Source organism: Arthrobacter sp. Cr_A7 (assembly GCF_029222765.1).
In the GTDB taxonomy this organism is placed as follows: Bacteria; Actinomycetota; Actinomycetes; order Actinomycetales; family Micrococcaceae; genus Arthrobacter.
In genome coordinates this window covers 14,426-30,944 of sequence record NZ_JARHXQ010000066.1, presented here as the reverse complement: position 1 = coordinate 30,944, position 16,519 = coordinate 14,426, and the positions used below count along the sequence as shown (strand labels likewise).

Below are 16,519 nucleotides of genomic sequence, written 5' to 3'. Positions count from 1 at the left end.
AGTTTGTGCCTGTTGGCGGGTGACTTTTCCGGATGGAAGGGAAACCCGCCGGCCATCATCGAGAACAGAGGAGTCGACAGCGCCTGTGGCTAACGACAATACAGATATTCTGGCAGTTGAACCCGCAGTCGAGGATGCCCGTACCCCAGACACCCCGGCGGAATCCGCGAAGCCACGCGAGTACGGCGCCAGCGACATCACTGTCCTTGAAGGCCTGGAAGCAGTCCGGAAGCGACCGGGCATGTACATCGGTTCCACCGGACCGCGCGGGCTCCACCACCTGGTGTACGAAGTGGTGGACAACTCCGTCGATGAGGCCCTGGCCGGGTACTGCACCCACATCGAGATCGTCCTGCAGGCCGACGGCGGCGTCAAAGTCGTGGACGACGGCCGCGGCATCCCCGTGGACATGCACCCCACAGAGCACAAGCCCACCGTCGAAGTGGTCATGACCATCCTGCACGCCGGCGGCAAGTTCGGCGGCGCGGGCTACGCGGTTTCCGGCGGCCTGCACGGCGTGGGCATCTCGGTGGTCAACGCGCTGTCCAGCCGCGTGGACACCGAGGTCCGCCGCCAGGGCCACGTCTGGCGCATGTCCTTCGCTGACGGCGGCAAGCCCCAGGGCAGCCTGGTCAAGGGCGAAGAGACCGACCGCACCGGCACCACCCAGACCTTCTACCCGGACCCGGCAATCTTCGAAACCACCGAGTTCGATTTTGAGACCCTCCGCGCGCGGTTCCAGCAGATGGCCTTCCTCAACAAGGGCCTGCGCATCACTCTGACGGACGAACGCGCACCCGCCAAGGATGAAGCCGACGCGGATCTTGACCTGGACGCCATCGCCACCGAAGGCGAGGTCAGCGCGGAGCACCGCACCGTGGTGTACCAGTACGACGAAGGCCTCCTGGACTACGTCAAGCACCTGAACTCCGGCAAGAAGGTGGACGTTGTCCACGAGGACGTCATCGCCTTCGAAACCGAGGACAAGGAACGCCGGATTGCCCTGGAAATGGCGATGCAGTGGACCAACGCCTACTCCGAGAGCGTCCACACCTACGCCAACACGATCAACACCCACGAGGGCGGCACCCACGAAGAGGGTTTCCGCGCCGCCATGACCTCCCTGATCAACCGCTATGCGCGGGAAAAGGGGATCATCAAGGAAAAAGACGACAACCTCACCGGTGACGACATCCGCGAAGGCCTGACCGCCGTCATCTCCGTCAAGCTGTCCGAGCCCCAGTTCGAGGGCCAGACCAAGACCAAGCTCGGCAACTCCGAGGTCAAGGGCTTCGTCCAGCGCGTGGTCACTGACGGCCTTGGCGACTGGCTGGAACGAAACCCGGGCCCGGCCCGTGATGTCATCCGTAAGGCAATTTCCGCAGCGCAGGCCCGCATGGCGGCACGTAAGGCACGGGACAACGCCCGCCGGAAGAGCCCCCTGGAATCCTTCGGCATGCCCGGCAAGCTCTCCGACTGCTCCTCGAAGGACCCGGAGAAGTGCGAGGTCTACATCGTGGAGGGTGACTCCGCAGGCGGATCCGCAAAGCGCGGCCGCAACCCGGAAACCCAGGCCATCCTGCCCCTCCGCGGCAAGATCCTGAACGTGGAGCGCGCACGCCTGGACAAGGCCCTGGGCAATGCCGAGGTCCAGTCCATGATCACCGCTTTCGGCACGGGCATCGGCGAAGACTTCGACCTTTCGAAGCTGCGGTACCACAAGATCGTCCTGATGGCCGATGCCGACGTGGACGGCCAGCACATCACCACCCTGCTGATGACCCTGCTGTTCCGCTACATGCGGCCCCTCATCGAGAACGGCTACGTTTACCTGGCGCAGCCCCCGCTGTACCGGATCAAGTGGTCCAATGCGGCCCACGACTACGTCTACAGCGACCGGGAACGCGACGCCAAGCTGGTGGCCGGACAGGCCGCAGGCCGCAGGATTCCCAAGGACAACGGCATTCAGCGCTACAAGGGTCTTGGCGAGATGGACTACACCGAGCTGTGGGACACCACCATGGATCCGGACAACCGGACGCTGCTGCAGGTCACCATGGACGACGCCCTCGCCGCTGACCAGATTTTCTCTGTCCTCATGGGCGAAGATGTGGAATCACGCCGCAACTTCATCCAGCAGAACGCCAAGGACGTCCGGTTCCTGGATATCTAGAGCGCCGCTCCTAAATATTCAGAATCTGACATATACCTGAAACGGAAATAAATAAATGAGCGACGAAACACCCGAGACCCCGGCATCAGACGCCGGGACCCCGGACACCGTTCTTGAAGGCGACGTGCTGATTGACCGTGTGGAGCAGGTGGACCTGCAGACGGAAATGCAGCGGTCGTACCTGGACTACGCCATGGCCGTCATCGTGGGCCGTGCCCTCCCCGACGTCCGTGATGGACTCAAGCCCGTCCACCGACGCGTTCTCTACGCGATGTTCGACGGCGGCTACCGCCCCGACCGTTCCTTCAACAAGTGCGCCCGCGTGGTGGGCGAAGTCATGGGCCAGTACCACCCCCACGGCGACACCGCGATCTATGACGCCCTGGTCCGCCTGATCCAGGACTGGACCATGCGCTACCCGCTGGCACTCGGCCAGGGAAACTTCGGTTCCCCCGGCAACGACGGCGCTGCCGCACCGCGTTACACCGAAACCAAGATGGCGCCGCTGGCCATGGAGATGGTCCGGGACATCGACGAGGAAACCGTCGACTTCCAGGACAACTACGACGGCAAGAACCAGGAACCCACCATCCTTCCGGCCCGGTTCCCCAACCTGCTGGTCAACGGGTCCTCCGGCATCGCCGTCGGCATGGCCACCAACATCCCGCCCCACAACCTCCGCGAAGTGGCAGACGGGGTGCAGTGGTACCTGGCCAACCCCGGCGCCAGCCGCGAGGAACTGCTCGAAGAACTCCTGCTGCGGGTCAAGGGCCCCGATTTCCCCACCGGCGCCACCATCCTGGGCCACAAGGGCATCGAGGACGCCTACCGTACCGGCCGCGGTTCCGTCACCATGCGTGCAGTGGTCAACGTTGAGGAACTGCAGGGCCGCACCTGCCTGGTGGTTACCGAGCTTCCGTACCAGGCCAACCCGGACAACCTGGCCATCAAGATTGCCGAACTGGTCAAGGACGGCAAGATCCAGGGCATCGCCGACCTTCGCGATGAAACCTCGGGCCGCACCGGCCAGCGGCTGGTCATCGTCCTCAAGCGCGACGCCGTGCCCAAGGTTGTCCTGAACAACCTCTACAAGCACACCGAACTGCAGAGCAACTTCTCCGCCAACATGCTGGCCATTGTTGACGGCGTGCCCCGCACCCTGAGCCTGGATGCCTTCATCCGCCACTGGGTGACGCACCAGATGGACGTCATTGCCCGGCGCACCCGCTACCGCCTGCGCAAGGCGGAAGAAGAAGCACATATCCTTCGCGCGCTGCTCAAGGCCCTGGACATGCTGGACGAGGTCATCGCCCTCATCCGCGCGTCGAATACCACCGAAGCAGCACGCGACGGACTCATGGAGCTCCTGGACATCGACGAACTGCAGGCCCGGGCCATCCTGGACATGCAGCTGCGCCGCCTCGCCGCCCTGGAACGCCAGAAGATCCAGGACCGGCACGCCGAACTCGAGGAACTGATCGCCGAGTACAACGCGATCCTGGGCTCCGAGCAGCGGCAGCGCGAGATCATCAGCACCGAACTCGGCGAGATCGTGGACAAGCACGGCGATGACCGGCGCACCAGGATCCTCATGGGCTACGACGGCGACATGTCCATGGAAGACCTCATCCCCGAAGAGGAGATGGTGGTCACCATCACCCGCGGCGGCTACGTCAAGCGCACGCGGAGCGACAACTACCGCTCCCAGCAGCGCGGCGGCAAGGGCATCAAGGGTGCCCAGCTCCGCGGTGACGACGTGGTGGAACACTTCTTCGTCACCACCACCCACCACTGGCTCCTGTTCTTCACCAACCTCGGCCGGGTGTACCGTGCCAAAGCCTATGAGCTGATGGAAGCCGGCCGGGACGCCAAGGGCCAGCATGTGGCCAACCTGATGGCGTTCCAGCCCGACGAACACATTGCCCAGGTCCTGGACCTGAAGGACTACCAGCAGGCACCATACCTGGTCCTCGCCACCAAGCGCGGCCTGGTCAAGAAGACGCGGCTTGAGGATTACGACACCAACCGTTCCGCCGGCGTGATCGCCATCAACCTCCGCGACGGCGACGAACTGGTCTCGGCGCAGCTGGTGTCCGAAACCGACGATTTGCTGCTGGTGTCACGCAAGGGCCAGTCCATCCGCTTCACTGCCACCGAGGACGCGCTCCGGCCCATGGGCCGCGCCACGTCCGGCGTCACCGGCATGAAGTTCCGCGAAGACGACGAGCTGCTCGCCGCCAACGTGGTCACAGACGGTTCCTACGTGTTCATCGTGACCGAGGGCGGCTACGCCAAGCGCACCGCAGTGGAGGAATACCGCCTCCAGGGCCGCGGCGGCCTGGGCATCAAGGTGGCCAAGCTTGCCGAGGAACGCGGCGACCTGGTGGGGGCGCTCATCGTCCAGGAGGAAGATGAAGTGCTGGTGGTCATGGAAGGCGGCAAGGTTGTGCGGTCCTCGGTGGCCGGCGTGCCTGCCAAGGGGCGCGACACCATGGGCGTCATCTTCGCGAAGCCGGACAAGAACGACCGGATCATCGAAGTGGCACGGAACAGCGAACGGGGTCTTGAGGGCGAAGAATCGCTGGAGGATGACGTAACGTTGGCTGAAGATGGCGGGATCCCCGGGGAATCCGCCGCGCCAGCAATGGCAGAAGAATCACCGGCCGTTGAGTCAGAGGACGCCTCGGGCGACGCTGAGCCGAACGAAGACAACACGGAGGTAACGAGTGAGTAATTCCGACTCATTTCCCAAGCCGAACAGTACTGTTCCCGACGGAAACCGGCCCTCGGCGGCGCCCCGCGTGAACGCCCCCGTTCGTCCGCAGCAGCGGCCGGCAGCGCCTGCCGGTGCTCCGGGCCAGCGTCCGGCCGTCCCCGGCCAGCGTCCCGTCCAGGGCCCGCAGGGCCAACCCGGCCAGCGGCCGGCGCAGGGCCCCCGTCCTGCCGCTGCGGCTCCCGGGCAGGGAACGCCGGGGCTGGTCAAGCCGGCGCCAAAGGCAAAAGTCCGGCGTGCCCGGCTGCTGGTCAGCAGGGTTGACCCCTGGTCCGTCCTGAAAATGGCGTTCCTGCTGTCCGTGGCTTTGGGAATCGTCACAGTGGTGGCTGCCATCGTCCTGTGGACCGTCCTTGACCTCACCGGCATCTTCGACCAGGTGGACAGCCTGCTCGGCACGCTGGCCGGCTCCGAAGGCGGCGGCTTCGAACTGAAGAAGGTCGCATCCCTGGGACAGGTGGCTTCATTCGCCACCATCATCGCCGTGGTGAACGTGGTTCTCCTGACGGCGCTGTCCATGCTGTCCGCCGTGCTGTACAACATCTCCGCCACCCTTGTGGGCGGCATCGGCGTTACCCTCACCGACGATTAGGACCCCCTTTCCGCCGGCTTCCGGCCGGCGGAAAGGCCCGATTTGAGATCGGGCCGGGATGTGCTGTAAAGTCATGTCTCGGCCCGATGAGGCATCGGGGCGTATAGCTCAGGCGGTTAGAGCGCTTCGCTGATAACGAAGAGGTCCCAGGTTCAAGTCCTGGTACGCCCACGGAACCTGTGCAGGTTCAAGTGGAGGTTTGGTTCGGGGTAACCCGCAGCCGGGCCGGAACGGGGAGCATGTGAAGAAGTTGCTGGTACTTGCAGCTGCAATCGCAGGCGTCCTGGTCTACCGGAAAGCACAGGAATCCGAAGCCCGGAAAGATGTCTGGAGCAAGTCAACCGATACGGTGGACTAGCCTGGACGCCCGGCCCGGGAGCTGGTCAAAGGCTCTCCGGTTCTAGGGTATGATTGACGGGTTGCTTCTTATGGGGGCATGGCGCAATTGGTAGCGCACCTGCTTTGCAAGCAGGGGGTTCGGGGTTCGAGTCCCCGTGCCTCCACCATAGGAAAGTCCCGGTCAGCGGAAACGCTGGCCGGGACTTTTGTTTTGCCCCGCAGGTACCGACATTAGGGTTGGACAGTGAACCTCTTACTCGCGGCCCTGGGTGTCCTGGGTGTTGCCTCTTCCGGCCCGCTGATTGCGGCCACCCTGGGTGCCACCAGCGTCAGTGCCCTGGCCATCGCCTTCTGGCGGAATGCCATCGGAGCGGCCGTCATGGCCACCCCCACCCTTGTGCGTGAACCCGGCCAGTTCGGCAGGGTCACCCGCCGCGAGTTCCGCTGGTCACTGCTGGCCGCCGTCGCACTGGCCCTTCACTTCGCCTGCTTCATCACCTCACTGCAACTGACGTCCGTTGCCGCGGCCACCGCGCTGGTCTGCCTGCAGTCAGCCTGGATTGCCGTCTTCCAGCTGTTCCGCGGCATCCGCCACCGCTGGCAGGTGATGGCGGGGCTCAGCATCGCCTTCGCGGGCGTCGTGGCCATCACGGGGTTCGACATGGGCTCGTCCCCGAACGCGCTGCTGGGTGACCTCCTCGCCGTGGCCGGCGGAGCGCTTGCCGGCCTCTACACCCTGGCAGGGGGCAAGGCCCGGCAGAGCATGACCACGGGAACGTACACAACCCTGTGCTACGGGATGTGCGCTGCCTTGGTGGCACTGATGGCAGTGCTGGCAGGCCAGCCGCTGGCGGGCTTCGAGGCGGCGGGATGGCTGGGAATACTTGCCATCACCGTGTGCGCGCAACTGGTGGGCCATACTGCTTTCAACCACCTGCTGGCCACCATGAGCCCGCTCCTGGTCTCAATGATCATCCTCCTCGAGATTCCGGGCGCCGCCCTGCTGGCGGCCGTCTTCCTCGGGGAGACGCTTCCCGCCGGCACCTATGCCGGGCTCGGCCTCATCCTGGCGGGACTCGCCGTCGTCGTCCTTGGCCAGAGGCCCGGGAGGGCAGGGCGGCGGAACAGGGCACCCGGGGACGAACCGCCGTCGGACCGACCCTTGGCGGAGCTGGGCACCGACTAGCAGAGGGGCGGCTACTGGCCGCCGCGGCGGACCGGCTGTGCTGTATTGACGGTGTGGATGGCCCGCAGGATCTTGGCCGGGAAATACACCGAGAAAAAGACCACCATGGGAGCCTTCAGCGCCATCTTCTTGACGTTGTGCGCCTTGTACGTGCGGTCGAACCGTGTCACGTAGTAGCGGTAGTCGCGGGGTGAGTCCTCCAGCCGCCGCGCGGACATCCCGGAGACCATCTGCGGGCAGTACTGGATCTTGAGTTCGTGGTCGGCCAGGTGCAGGGACAAATCGATGTCCTCGTGCATCTCGTCCCGCTCATCGCGGCAGGTCTCAGCCCGAATGGTTGCCCAGGCGGAGGCGCGCAAGGCCATGTTTGACCCGAACAGGAAGTGGTACTGGTGCTTGGCCAGCTTCAGCATCAGCTGGCGCATCTTGTCGTCGGCCTTGAGCCCGAAGCGGCGCATGGGCATGTCGTAGTAGACCACCGGGCCGGTGGCTGCCTGGACCGAGGAATCGAGGAACGCCCGCTGCACCTGCTCCACCCAGTCGGGCTCCAGCACCGAATCAGCATCGATGCGGCCCAGGACGTCACCCGTTGCGTTGTCCAGACCGAAGTTGCGGGTGGGAATGAGTCCCTGTTCCCGGTCCTGGCTCAACAGGATAAGGGGGCTTTCCGGATACTCAAGCTGCATTTGCCGCACGATGTCAGCTGTGCGGTCTTTGGAAAGGTTGTCCACCACGATGATTTCGTGGGCAGGGACGGACTGGTAGATGGCAGCTATAAGGCACTGCCGGATGACGCTCTCCTCGTTGTACGCCGGGATAACGATGGACACACGGGGCAGCTCGGCTGCGTCGTTCAAGGCATCCCCAAGGGATTGATCGGCTGACATCACCTCAAATCTAGCACCGCCCGGCAGTCCTGCCCGGAAGGGGAAGCAGGACATCGGATGAAGATTAGGAGTCCCGGCGACAGCAGAAGGGGCCCCGTACAACGGGACCCCTTCCGGTGAATGCTGTGACTAGGCCTGGGTGCTGCCCTTGTCTGCGTTGCTCCTGGTGGCCGACTTGGCGTCGGCGGCAACCGTGGCAGTGCTGTCGGAAACATCCTCGGCCACGTGCTTGGCCTTGTCGGCAGCGTCCTCGGCCTTTTCCTTGGCGGCGTCCGCAGCCCCGGAGGTCTTGTCCGCACCGGCGGCTGCGAAGGACGCGGTGGCGTCTGCCGCCTTGTCCGAGGCGTCCAGGGTGGTTTCCTTGACGTCATTGACCGTCGTTGCGGGGACCGGAGCCGGCGTGGACGTGACGGGCGACGGGGTCTTCCAGGGGTCCTCGACCGGCTTGGAGGCCTTCCAGGCCGCAACTCCTGCAGCGACCGCCGCGGCGATGACGCCAAAGACCAGCCAGCCGCGCTGCTTCTTGGGCGGCTCCGGCTGTGCCAGCTGGATGCCGACGGTACGTCCTGCTCCGGTGGCGGCCGCCTTCAGCTGGCTGCCCGTGGCCTGGGCCTGCTCCTGGATGATGTGGACGATTCCCACGTCACCAAGCTTCTGCGCGACGGCGTCAACGCGGGCCGGGGTGTTCTCCAGGGTGCGGTGCACGGCCTCGGAAGCGTGGCCGATCTGGTCCGACAGCCGGGGCAGGTACTCCACGACGACGCGGTCGCGGGCGCTCAAGACCACCGGGGTGGCCTTGTCCAGCGCTTCATGCAGCCGCGGGGAGGCGCCCTCCACGGCGTCGTTGATCCTGGGGGCGAGCTGCGCCAGGCCGTCCTGGATCCGGGGAGTCACGGTGGCCACGCCGTCCGCCAGGTTGTGCGCCGCCGACTTCAGGCCTTCCTGGATCTTGGGAGATGCGGTGTCCAAGCTGTGCTGGAGGCGGGGAACAGCCCAGTCCACAGCTGCTTCCACTCGGGGGCCCGCCCAATCCTTGGCATTCTCAACGGCGCCAATGACTGACAGCTCAAGGTCACGGGCAATACGATCCGATTTCTTCACAACTACCTCCCGATTAATGTGACGGTTTGTGGTTAGCCTACGTGGCTTGGTCATCACCGGCTATTCACACGGCGGATTTTAGGCAGATTTCACCCAGCGCGGAACTGTTGCCGAGGCCGCCTGCGCCCTTGGACGGCGTGGAAGAATGGGCCCTATGACTGCCATCGCAACTGCAAAAGCAACCATCCACACGAGCCTCGGCGACATCAGGGTTAACCTCTTCGGGAACCATGCGCCCAAGACCGTCAAGAACTTCATCGGCCTCGCCACCGGCGAGCAGGCGTGGACCCACCCCGAAACCGGCGAGGACAAGACCGGCACCCCGCTGTACAACGGAACCATCTTCCACCGCATCATCAAGGACTTCATGATCCAGGCCGGCGATCCGCTGGGCCGCGGAACGGGTGGCCCCGGTTACCGGTTCGACGACGAGATCCACCCTGAGCTCAGCTTCAACCAGCCCTACAAGCTGGCCATGGCCAACGCCGGCATCCAGATGGGCAAGGGCACCAACGGCTCACAGTTCTTCATCACCACCATCCCCACCGACTGGCTCCAGGGCAAGCACAGCATCTTCGGCGAGGTGGCGGACGACGAATCCAAGAAGGTTGTTGACGCCATCGAGGGTGTCCGCACCGGCATGGGCGACCGCCCGGTGGAGGACGTCACCATTAACAGCATCGACATCGAACAGCTGTAATACCGCACCATGAGTTACGGAATTCCGTCGGCTGAGCCGTCCGCCCAGGTCCCGGTGTGCCCCCGGCATCCGGACCGGCCTTCGTATGTGCGATGCCAGCGGTGCGGGCGCCCCGCGTGCCCCGACTGCCAGCGGGCGGCCGCCGTCGGATTCCAATGCGTTGACTGCGTCAACGAAACAAGGCGTACGACGCCGGAAGTACGGACCGTCTACGGCGGCGCCGTTGCCACCGGCAAACCTATGGTGACGTTTGGGATCATCGCCGTCTGCGCGGTGCTGTACGTCCTGCAGTGGCTGATCCCCAACGACGCCGTCTACCAGAGCCTGGGCTTTGCGAATATCTATGCCGAGCCGCGTTACGGGCAGTTTGAGCCATGGCGGATGCTCACGGCCGCATTCCTGCACTCCCAGGGGTTCATCCTTCACATCGCGCTGAACATGTACATGCTCTGGGCGTTTGGCCAGGCCCTTGAACCGCTGCTGGGGCGGGCGCGGTTCCTGGCGCTCTACCTGATTTCCGCGATCGGCGGCTCTGTGGGCTATCTTCTGCTCACCCCCCTGTACCAGCCGGGCCTGCCGCTTTATGGTGTGGTGGGTGCTTCGGGCGCCATTTTCGGGCTCTTCGGCGCCATGCTGCTGGTCCAGCGGCACCGGGGCGGCGACACCCGCCAGCTGTGGGTGTTGATCGCGATTAACGGCGTCATCGGCTTCCTCATCCCCCAAATCGCCTGGCAGGCGCATCTGGGAGGCCTCATCACGGGCGGGCTCTGTGCTGCGGTGCTCGCCTACACACCCCGCGGACGCCGCCAGGGGCTGATCCAGGCCGCAGGCCTGGTGGCGGTAGTGGTCCTGCTCGCAGTGGCGGTATGGGCCCGCGTCTCCATGTAATACCCGCGAACCCCTACATGGACAGTTTCCATCACAAAACCCCCGGCGCTCACGGCGCCGGGGGTTTTTGTTTTCCACAGCCGTTATCCACAGTGTTGGTAACTTACATGCCTGTGATTCATAAGAACCAGCAGCTTTCGCGCCGCGTTGCCGGGGTTTTCCCCGTTTGGCGCCTGTTTTTCTCCACACCTGTGGATAACTCTTGGGGATAGGCATGTGCTTAAGTGGACAAAATGCCCCTGCTGCGCCGAACTGTGGAAAAGTCGCGTTTAGCTGTGGCTTTTCCGTGCCCGCCGTGCCGCGACAGGGTGTGAATCAACAACCTTATGCACACTGTTAATAAGTTCCGCCCAAGTCATTCCGCATGGATAATCCCCGCGGATGGCAACGTGCAGGCCTCGGACGCCGAATTTTCCCCCAGCTGTTTCCACAGTTGTGGATAACTTGTGGGTATCGGGATGTTGGTAAGTGGATAAGCTTCTGATGCTCTTATCATGCCGCCGGCTTCCAGGAGGAAACCTTGACCGCCACCACCAAGCACATCTTCCTCGACAAGCAGCATCCTGCGCTCTGGCGGGCTATTAACGGGCTGGCACTCAAAATCAAGGAAGCTGCGCAGGACGCCGGCATCGACGCGAAGACCCTGGAACTCCTCAACGTGCGGATTTCCCAGATCAACGGCTGCGCCTACTGCCTGGACCTCCACGTGAGGGACGCACTCAAGGCGGGTGAAACTTCCCAGCGGCTGGCCGTGCTTCCGGCGTGGCGGGACACGGCACTGTTCACGGAGAAGGAACGCGCCTCACTGGCCCTGGTCGAAAGCATCACCGAACTCCCCTCCGAGCGGCTGCGTGAGCAGGAGGAGGGTTTTGCCCGTGACTATCTGACCGAAGAGGAATTCTCGGTAGTGAGCTGGGCGGCTGCCAGCATGAACGCCTTCAACCGCATCTCCATCACCAGCCACCATCCTGTGCGCCGGGAGCGCTAACCTGGAGCGGCTCTCCGGGCCCGCGATCGATTATCCACAGGTATTCCACACTGTTAATAACTGCATTTCGGGGGCGTGATTCGGAAGTTGGCCCCAGTTCTGGCCCTCGGCGCGGGCTACCCATGGTTATCCGCAGGTTTTCAACACTGTGGATAACTTTCCCAACAGTTGGGGAGAACCCGCTAGCCGGTAGAAACGGTCCAGACCCCTGATGAACCCCTCCGGTGGCTGTCCACAAGGTGTGTGTCCACCATTCCAATGGCTTCCATCAAGGCGAACATGGTGGTTGGCCCAACGAAGGAGAAGCCCTTTTTGCGGAGGGCTTTGGAGAGCGCTACGGACTCCTCGGACTGGGTGGGGATATCGGTGTGTACCACCGGCTGTGGAGTCTCTGCAGGCTGGAATTTCCAGACGAAGTCCACCAGGCCGCCCTCTTGCCGCAGGGCGAGAGTGGCCCGGGCGTTCCTGATGGCGGCCAGGATCTTCAGTCTGTTCCGCACGATGCCGGGGTCCTGCAGGAGGCGTGCCACGTCAGCGTCGGTAAACAACGCCACGGCATCGGGATTAAAGTCCGCGAAGGCGGCACGGAAAGCCGGACGCTTCCGCAGGATGGTGGCCCAGGAAAGCCCCGACTGGAAGCCTTCCAGGCAAATACGTTCGTACAGGCCACGTTCGTCGGTGACCGGAAGGCCCCATTCATGGTCGTAGTAGTCCCGCATCAGCGGATCCACTGACGCCCAGACCGGCCGGGCCAGGCCGTCGTCGCCCACCACCACGCCTGACGTGTCAGCTGCCATGCTTATCTCCGGCGGAATGGGCCCGTGGGTGATGTGGAAAGGCTAGGAGCGCCAGCGTGTGGTCATCAGGAAGCCCACGATGGCGATGCCGAAACCGGCCACGATGTTCCATGATTCCCACGCCTGGACGGGAAAACGTCCCTCGCTGATGTAGAACGTGATGATCCAGAACAGGCCAATAATCATCAAGCCAAACATCACGGGCTTGAACCACACCGGATTTGGTTTGTATGCCTGGGGGGAAGCCTTCTCGGCTGTGCTGGCAGTCTTCTTGCGCGGCTTTGACTCGGGCACTGGCTCTCCTTGGCGGGCTGAGGCAAGCTCGGCGTCCCGGGCTTGATATCCTGCAAGAAGGAAATTGCCAGCGGTCTGCGCGATCTTGGTCAAATCTGGATTCTTACTAGCAGCCAATTCTAGCCGGAGTTCACGGGCCGCCGGTGCCCACCGGAACCGCCCCGAGGAGAACGCGTGGTATTGCAGTTGAAGGTGAGGCCGGCCGCTGCGCCGGCTGCCGGCGGCGGAATTCTGCGCGGAACCATCCAGGTGCTCGGTGAGCTGCTGATTACCGCCGGCATCATCCTCCTGCTGTTCGTCGCCTGGCAGCTGTGGTGGACCAACGTGGAATCCGACGCCAAACAGAGTGAAGTCATCAAGGAATTCGCCCAGGACTTCGGCGGCGCAGCCCCCGAAACCCCTGATGCTGCCGCTCCGCCGGCCGTCGAGGATTTCGGGGCGCCCGTAGTGGCGGCCGCCCCCGGCCACGCAGGGACGATCGGCATCATGTACATCCCCCGGTTCGGCGCCAACTACACCCGGCCCATCGTGCAGGGAACCACCGGGGATGTCCTGGACACCCTGGGCCTGGGCCACTACGCCAACACCGCCATGCCGGGCGCCGTGGGCAACTTCGCGGTCGCAGGGCACCGGCAGACGCACGGCGCCGTGCTGGATAATATCCACACCCTGGTCCCCGGCGACAAGATCTACGTCCAGACCAAGGACGGCTACTACGTCTATGTGTTCCGCAACAACCAGATCGTGATGCCCTCCCGCACCGACGTCCTGGAACCCGTGCCGACCCTTCCGGGCGTCACCCCCACCGAAAGCTTCCTGACCATGACCAGCTGCAACCCGCGCTTCGGTGCGGAAGAACGCATCATTGCCTACGCCCTGCTGGACAGCTGGCGCCCCGCATCGGCCGGGCCGCCGGCGGAAATCGCAGCCCAGGTGGCCGCAGCGATCGGAAAGGGCTGAGTATGTACGGCTGGATCTTCCGCCACCTTCCCGGGCCGCTGTGGCTCAGGATCGTCACCTCACTGGTACTCATCGCCGTCGCACTGGTATTGATGGTGCAGTTCCTTTTTCCGTGGATGTCCGAGTACACCCAGTTCACTGACTCAACGATTGGTGCAGCAAGCCAGCCATGACCACAACCAAGATCCTCGTGGTGGATAACTACGACAGCTTCGTCTACACCCTGGTGGGCTACCTCCAGGAACTCGGCGCCGAGACCACCGTGGTCCGCAACGACGACGTCACCCTGGCCGAGGCCATCGAGTTGGCCAGCACCCGCGACGGCGTCCTGATCTCACCCGGCCCTGGCAACCCGGCCGAGGCCGGGGTCTGCATCGAGCTGATTAAATGGTGCGGCGAAAACAGCGTCCCGATGTTCGGCGTATGCCTGGGACACCAGGCGCTGGCGGAGGCATTCGGCGGCAAGGTGACACACGCCCCCGAGCTCATGCACGGCAAGACGTCACTCGTTGAACACATCGGAACCAGCGTTTTCGCCGGGCTCCCCTCCCCCGTCACGGCCACGCGCTACCACTCGCTTGCCGCTGTCCGGGAGTCCATTCCCGATGTCCTTGAAGTCACCGCCGAAACGGCCTCCGGCGTCATCATGGGCCTCCAGCACCGCACCGCCCCCCTCTGCGGGGTGCAGTTCCACCCGGAATCGGTACTGACCGAGGGCGGCTACCAGATGCTGGGCAACTGGCTGGAGTCGCTGGGCATGGCCGGCGCGGCCGCGCGGGCAGCCAAACTGAGCCCGCTCATCCAGCACTGACCTGACAGCACCAACCTGACAGCACCGACCTGACAACACTGACTCTGGCACGCCCGCGGGCGCCCCGCTCCGGCTCATCCCCTCCGGGACGACGTGGGTGAGGGCGTCGGCGTGGGCGTGGGGGTTGGTGTCGGGGAGGGCGACGGCGGCGGAGGCGGCGCCTTGGCCACCACGATGGTCACGGTCTTGCCCTGCTCCACGGCGGCGTTGACCGGGTCGCTCTGCTCCATCACCCTTCCCGGCTCCACCTGGGCGTTCTCCGCCTCAATGACGGCTGGAACCAGGCTCAACTCCTTGAGGGCAGCCTCGGCCTCCTCACGGGTACGCCCGCGCAGTTCGGGGACAGCCACCTTTCCGGTGGATACCACCAGTTCAACGCTGGTTCCCACTCCCACCATCTGCCCGGGGGCAGGGCTGGTGGTGATGACGATTCCGGCAGGTACAGAGGCGCTGTTGGCCGTCGTGGTGGACGGCGCCCCCACCAGGCCGCTTTGCCGCAAAATATCGCGCGCTGCAGCTTCGGTCTTGCCCGGCAGGCTCTCCGGGATCTTGACCGCACTGGGCCCCTCGGAGATATTCAGGACCACTTCGGCGCCGGGATCCAGGGAAACACCGGATGCCGGGTCGGTGCCGATGGCCTGGCCCTTGGGGACGGTGTCGTTCTGGCTGCGGACAATCCGCGGCTTCAGGTCCGCGTTGTAGAGTTCCTGCAGTGCCGCCGATTCGGTCATGGTGGCCACCACCGGAATCTGCACCTTGGGCGGTGCAGGTTCGGGCCGGTTTACCGTGTTGTACAGCCACAGCCCGCCTCCGGCCAGGACCAGCAGGGTAAGAACCACCAGGGTGGCGATCCACGCACGACGGCGTGACTTCTGGCGGGCGGTCGGCTCACGTTCCGGAACAAGGCCCAGGGGCAGCGGTTCGGCGTCCCGGGGATCCTTCATCCCAACGGCCGGTCCGCCGTCGGGCTCGTATGCCGTGACGGCCAGCCGGCCAGTGGGCGCATCGTCCAGGAAGCTGGCTCCTGTGGCCGCAAAAGCCTGGGTCACCGGAGCGGCCGCCGGTACATGGTCGTTCGGGTCGGTGGGAGCCTCGGAGGCGGCCACGGCAGGCACCGGAACGCCGGACCGTGCGGCGCGCAGGGCACGCCGGAAGGCGGCAGCGTCCTGGAACCTGTCATCCCGGTTTTTCTGCAGGGCCTTGGCCAGCACGGTGTCCAGTGCCGGCGTTACGTCCGGATTCAGGCTGCTGGCAGGCGCGGGGATTTCGCGGACGTGCTGGTACGCAACGGATACCGGGCTGTCGCCGATGAACGGGGGCCGGGACGTCAGCATTTCGTAGAGCAGGCAGGCGGCCGAGTACAGGTCGCTCCGGGCGTCCACCGTCTCGCCCCTCGCCTGCTCCGGCGAGAGATACTGTGCGGTGCCCACTACTGCCTGTGTCTGGGTCATGGTGGCTGAGGAATCGGCGATGGCGCGGGCGATGCCGAAGTCCATCACCTTCACGGAATCAGTACCCTCGCAGTACATGACATTGGCCGGTTTGATGTCCCGGTGGACGATGCCCGCCTTATGGCTGTATTCCAGCGCACCGAGGACCCCGAGGCAGTAGTCGATGGCCCGGTCAATGGTGACGTCGTTCGACCGGATGAGGTCGCGGATGGTCTTGCCCTCAACGAACTCCATCACGATGTAGGGCACCCGGACGTTTTCCGCCGACCCGTCGGGAACCAGGTGTTCGCCGGTGTCATAGATGGCGACGATGGACGAGTGGTTCAGGGCGGCAACAGCCTGGGCCTCGCGTTTGAACCGCGCCTGGAACTGGGGATCCCGTGCCAGGTCCGGCCGCAGCAGCTTGATGGCGACGGTCCTCCCCAACCGGGTGTCCACACCGCGGTACACGTCCGCCATGCCGCCACGGCCAATCAGGCCACCCAGTTCGTAGCGGCCGCTCAGGACACGCTGGTTATCCACCGGGAGGCTGTCCTCACGGTGCAACGGTGTGCGCGGTGACTCGTTCACTGATCGTCC

The 16,519-nt window shown here is 64.4% G+C and carries 16 protein-coding genes and 2 tRNA genes; 13 read left to right on the top strand and 5 right to left on the bottom strand.

The window, feature by feature from the left end; genetic code table 11:
- Positions 1 to 85 precede the first annotated feature (85 nt).
- From gyrB to P2Q66_RS04000, 7 genes are all read left to right on the top strand, one after another.
- Positions 86 to 2,173, top strand: coding sequence for a DNA topoisomerase (ATP-hydrolyzing) subunit B (gene gyrB, locus P2Q66_RS04030; RefSeq protein ID WP_115526027.1), 2,088 nt, complete (start codon positions 86 to 88; stop codon positions 2,171 to 2,173).
- Positions 2,174 to 2,228: 55 nt separating this feature from the next.
- The gene (gene gyrA / locus P2Q66_RS04025) at positions 2,229 to 4,907 is read left to right on the top strand and encodes a DNA gyrase subunit A (protein WP_275725766.1); all 2,679 of its coding nucleotides are present in this window, start codon (positions 2,229 to 2,231) and stop codon (positions 4,905 to 4,907) included.
- Positions 4,900 to 5,538, top strand: a complete 639-nt coding sequence (locus P2Q66_RS04020) for a DUF3566 domain-containing protein (protein ID WP_275725763.1) — start codon at positions 4,900 to 4,902, stop codon at positions 5,536 to 5,538. The genes gyrA and P2Q66_RS04020 overlap by 8 nt, the downstream gene beginning before the upstream one ends.
- A 97-nt stretch (positions 5,539 to 5,635) precedes the next feature.
- Positions 5,636 to 5,709: transfer RNA gene (locus P2Q66_RS04015), tRNA-Ile, on the top strand.
- Positions 5,710 to 5,779: 70 nt separating this feature from the next.
- On the top strand, positions 5,780 to 5,896 hold the full coding sequence (locus P2Q66_RS04010) for a DLW-39 family protein (protein ID WP_217700331.1): 117 nt from the start codon (positions 5,780 to 5,782) through the stop codon (positions 5,894 to 5,896).
- A gap of 72 nt (positions 5,897 to 5,968) precedes the next feature.
- A tRNA-Ala gene (locus P2Q66_RS04005) sits at positions 5,969 to 6,044 on the top strand.
- A 77-nt stretch (positions 6,045 to 6,121) separates the two neighbouring features.
- The gene (locus P2Q66_RS04000; RefSeq protein WP_275725759.1) at positions 6,122 to 7,063 is read left to right on the top strand and encodes a DMT family transporter; all 942 of its coding nucleotides are present in this window, start codon (positions 6,122 to 6,124) and stop codon (positions 7,061 to 7,063) included.
- An 11-nt stretch (positions 7,064 to 7,074) separates the two neighbouring features.
- Here the strand turns inward: P2Q66_RS04000 and P2Q66_RS03995 are convergent, their stop codons facing one another.
- The gene (locus P2Q66_RS03995) at positions 7,075 to 7,950 is read right to left on the bottom strand and encodes a glycosyltransferase family 2 protein (RefSeq protein WP_079597951.1); all 876 of its coding nucleotides are present in this window, start codon (positions 7,948 to 7,950) and stop codon (positions 7,075 to 7,077) included.
- A 129-nt stretch (positions 7,951 to 8,079) separates the two neighbouring features.
- A complete protein-coding gene (locus P2Q66_RS03990; protein ID WP_275725758.1) occupies positions 8,080 to 9,051 on the bottom strand; it encodes a hypothetical protein in 972 nt (323 codons plus the stop codon).
- A 154-nt stretch (positions 9,052 to 9,205) separates the two neighbouring features.
- On the opposite strand from P2Q66_RS03990, the gene P2Q66_RS03985 reads away from it, so the two are divergent.
- The 3 genes from P2Q66_RS03985 (at position 9,206) to P2Q66_RS03975 (ending at position 11,627) form a co-directional block, all read left to right on the top strand.
- Positions 9,206 to 9,751: a peptidylprolyl isomerase gene (locus tag P2Q66_RS03985; RefSeq protein ID WP_079597953.1), complete on the top strand. Its 546-nt coding sequence runs from the start codon at positions 9,206 to 9,208 to the stop codon at positions 9,749 to 9,751.
- A gap of 9 nt (positions 9,752 to 9,760) precedes the next feature.
- Positions 9,761 to 10,639 carry a rhomboid family intramembrane serine protease gene (locus P2Q66_RS03980; protein ID WP_275725755.1) on the top strand — a complete coding sequence of 293 codons (879 nt, stop codon included), beginning with the start codon at positions 9,761 to 9,763 and terminating at the stop codon, positions 10,637 to 10,639.
- 520 nt (positions 10,640 to 11,159) lie between these two features.
- On the top strand, positions 11,160 to 11,627 hold the full coding sequence (locus P2Q66_RS03975; protein WP_275725754.1) for a carboxymuconolactone decarboxylase family protein: 468 nt from the start codon (positions 11,160 to 11,162) through the stop codon (positions 11,625 to 11,627).
- Positions 11,628 to 11,809: 182 nt separating this feature from the next.
- On the opposite strand, the gene P2Q66_RS03970 is transcribed toward P2Q66_RS03975, so the two are convergent.
- Both P2Q66_RS03970 and P2Q66_RS03965 read right to left on the bottom strand, forming a co-directional pair.
- Complete coding sequence (locus P2Q66_RS03970) at positions 11,810 to 12,424, bottom strand: DNA-3-methyladenine glycosylase I (RefSeq protein ID WP_275725753.1); 615 nt, start codon at positions 12,422 to 12,424, stop codon at positions 11,810 to 11,812.
- Positions 12,425 to 12,466: 42 nt separating this feature from the next.
- Positions 12,467 to 12,718 (bottom strand): cell division protein CrgA, encoded by a 252-nt coding sequence (locus P2Q66_RS03965; protein ID WP_079597957.1) that lies wholly within the window; start codon positions 12,716 to 12,718, stop codon positions 12,467 to 12,469.
- 174 nt (positions 12,719 to 12,892) lie between these two features.
- On the opposite strand from P2Q66_RS03965, the gene P2Q66_RS03960 reads away from it, so the two are divergent.
- From P2Q66_RS03960 to P2Q66_RS03950, 3 genes are read left to right on the top strand one after another with little or no spacing between them, the layout of a single operon-like run.
- Positions 12,893 to 13,678, top strand: coding sequence for a class E sortase (locus P2Q66_RS03960; RefSeq protein ID WP_275725750.1), 786 nt, complete (start codon positions 12,893 to 12,895; stop codon positions 13,676 to 13,678).
- A gap of 2 nt (positions 13,679 to 13,680) precedes the next feature.
- Entirely contained in the window at positions 13,681 to 13,851 is a 171-nt protein-coding gene (locus P2Q66_RS03955) for a hypothetical protein (protein WP_165976935.1), read from the top strand.
- Positions 13,848 to 14,489: an aminodeoxychorismate/anthranilate synthase component II gene (locus P2Q66_RS03950; RefSeq protein ID WP_079597959.1), complete on the top strand. Its 642-nt coding sequence runs from the start codon at positions 13,848 to 13,850 to the stop codon at positions 14,487 to 14,489. Before P2Q66_RS03955 ends, P2Q66_RS03950 begins: the two co-directional genes overlap by 4 nt.
- A gap of 74 nt (positions 14,490 to 14,563) precedes the next feature.
- Here P2Q66_RS03950 and pknB read toward each other — a convergent pair whose 3' ends face one another.
- Positions 14,564 to 16,510: a Stk1 family PASTA domain-containing Ser/Thr kinase gene (gene pknB / locus P2Q66_RS03945; RefSeq protein ID WP_275725744.1), complete on the bottom strand. Its 1,947-nt coding sequence runs from the start codon at positions 16,508 to 16,510 to the stop codon at positions 14,564 to 14,566.
- Positions 16,511 to 16,519: the final 9 nt, after the last annotated feature.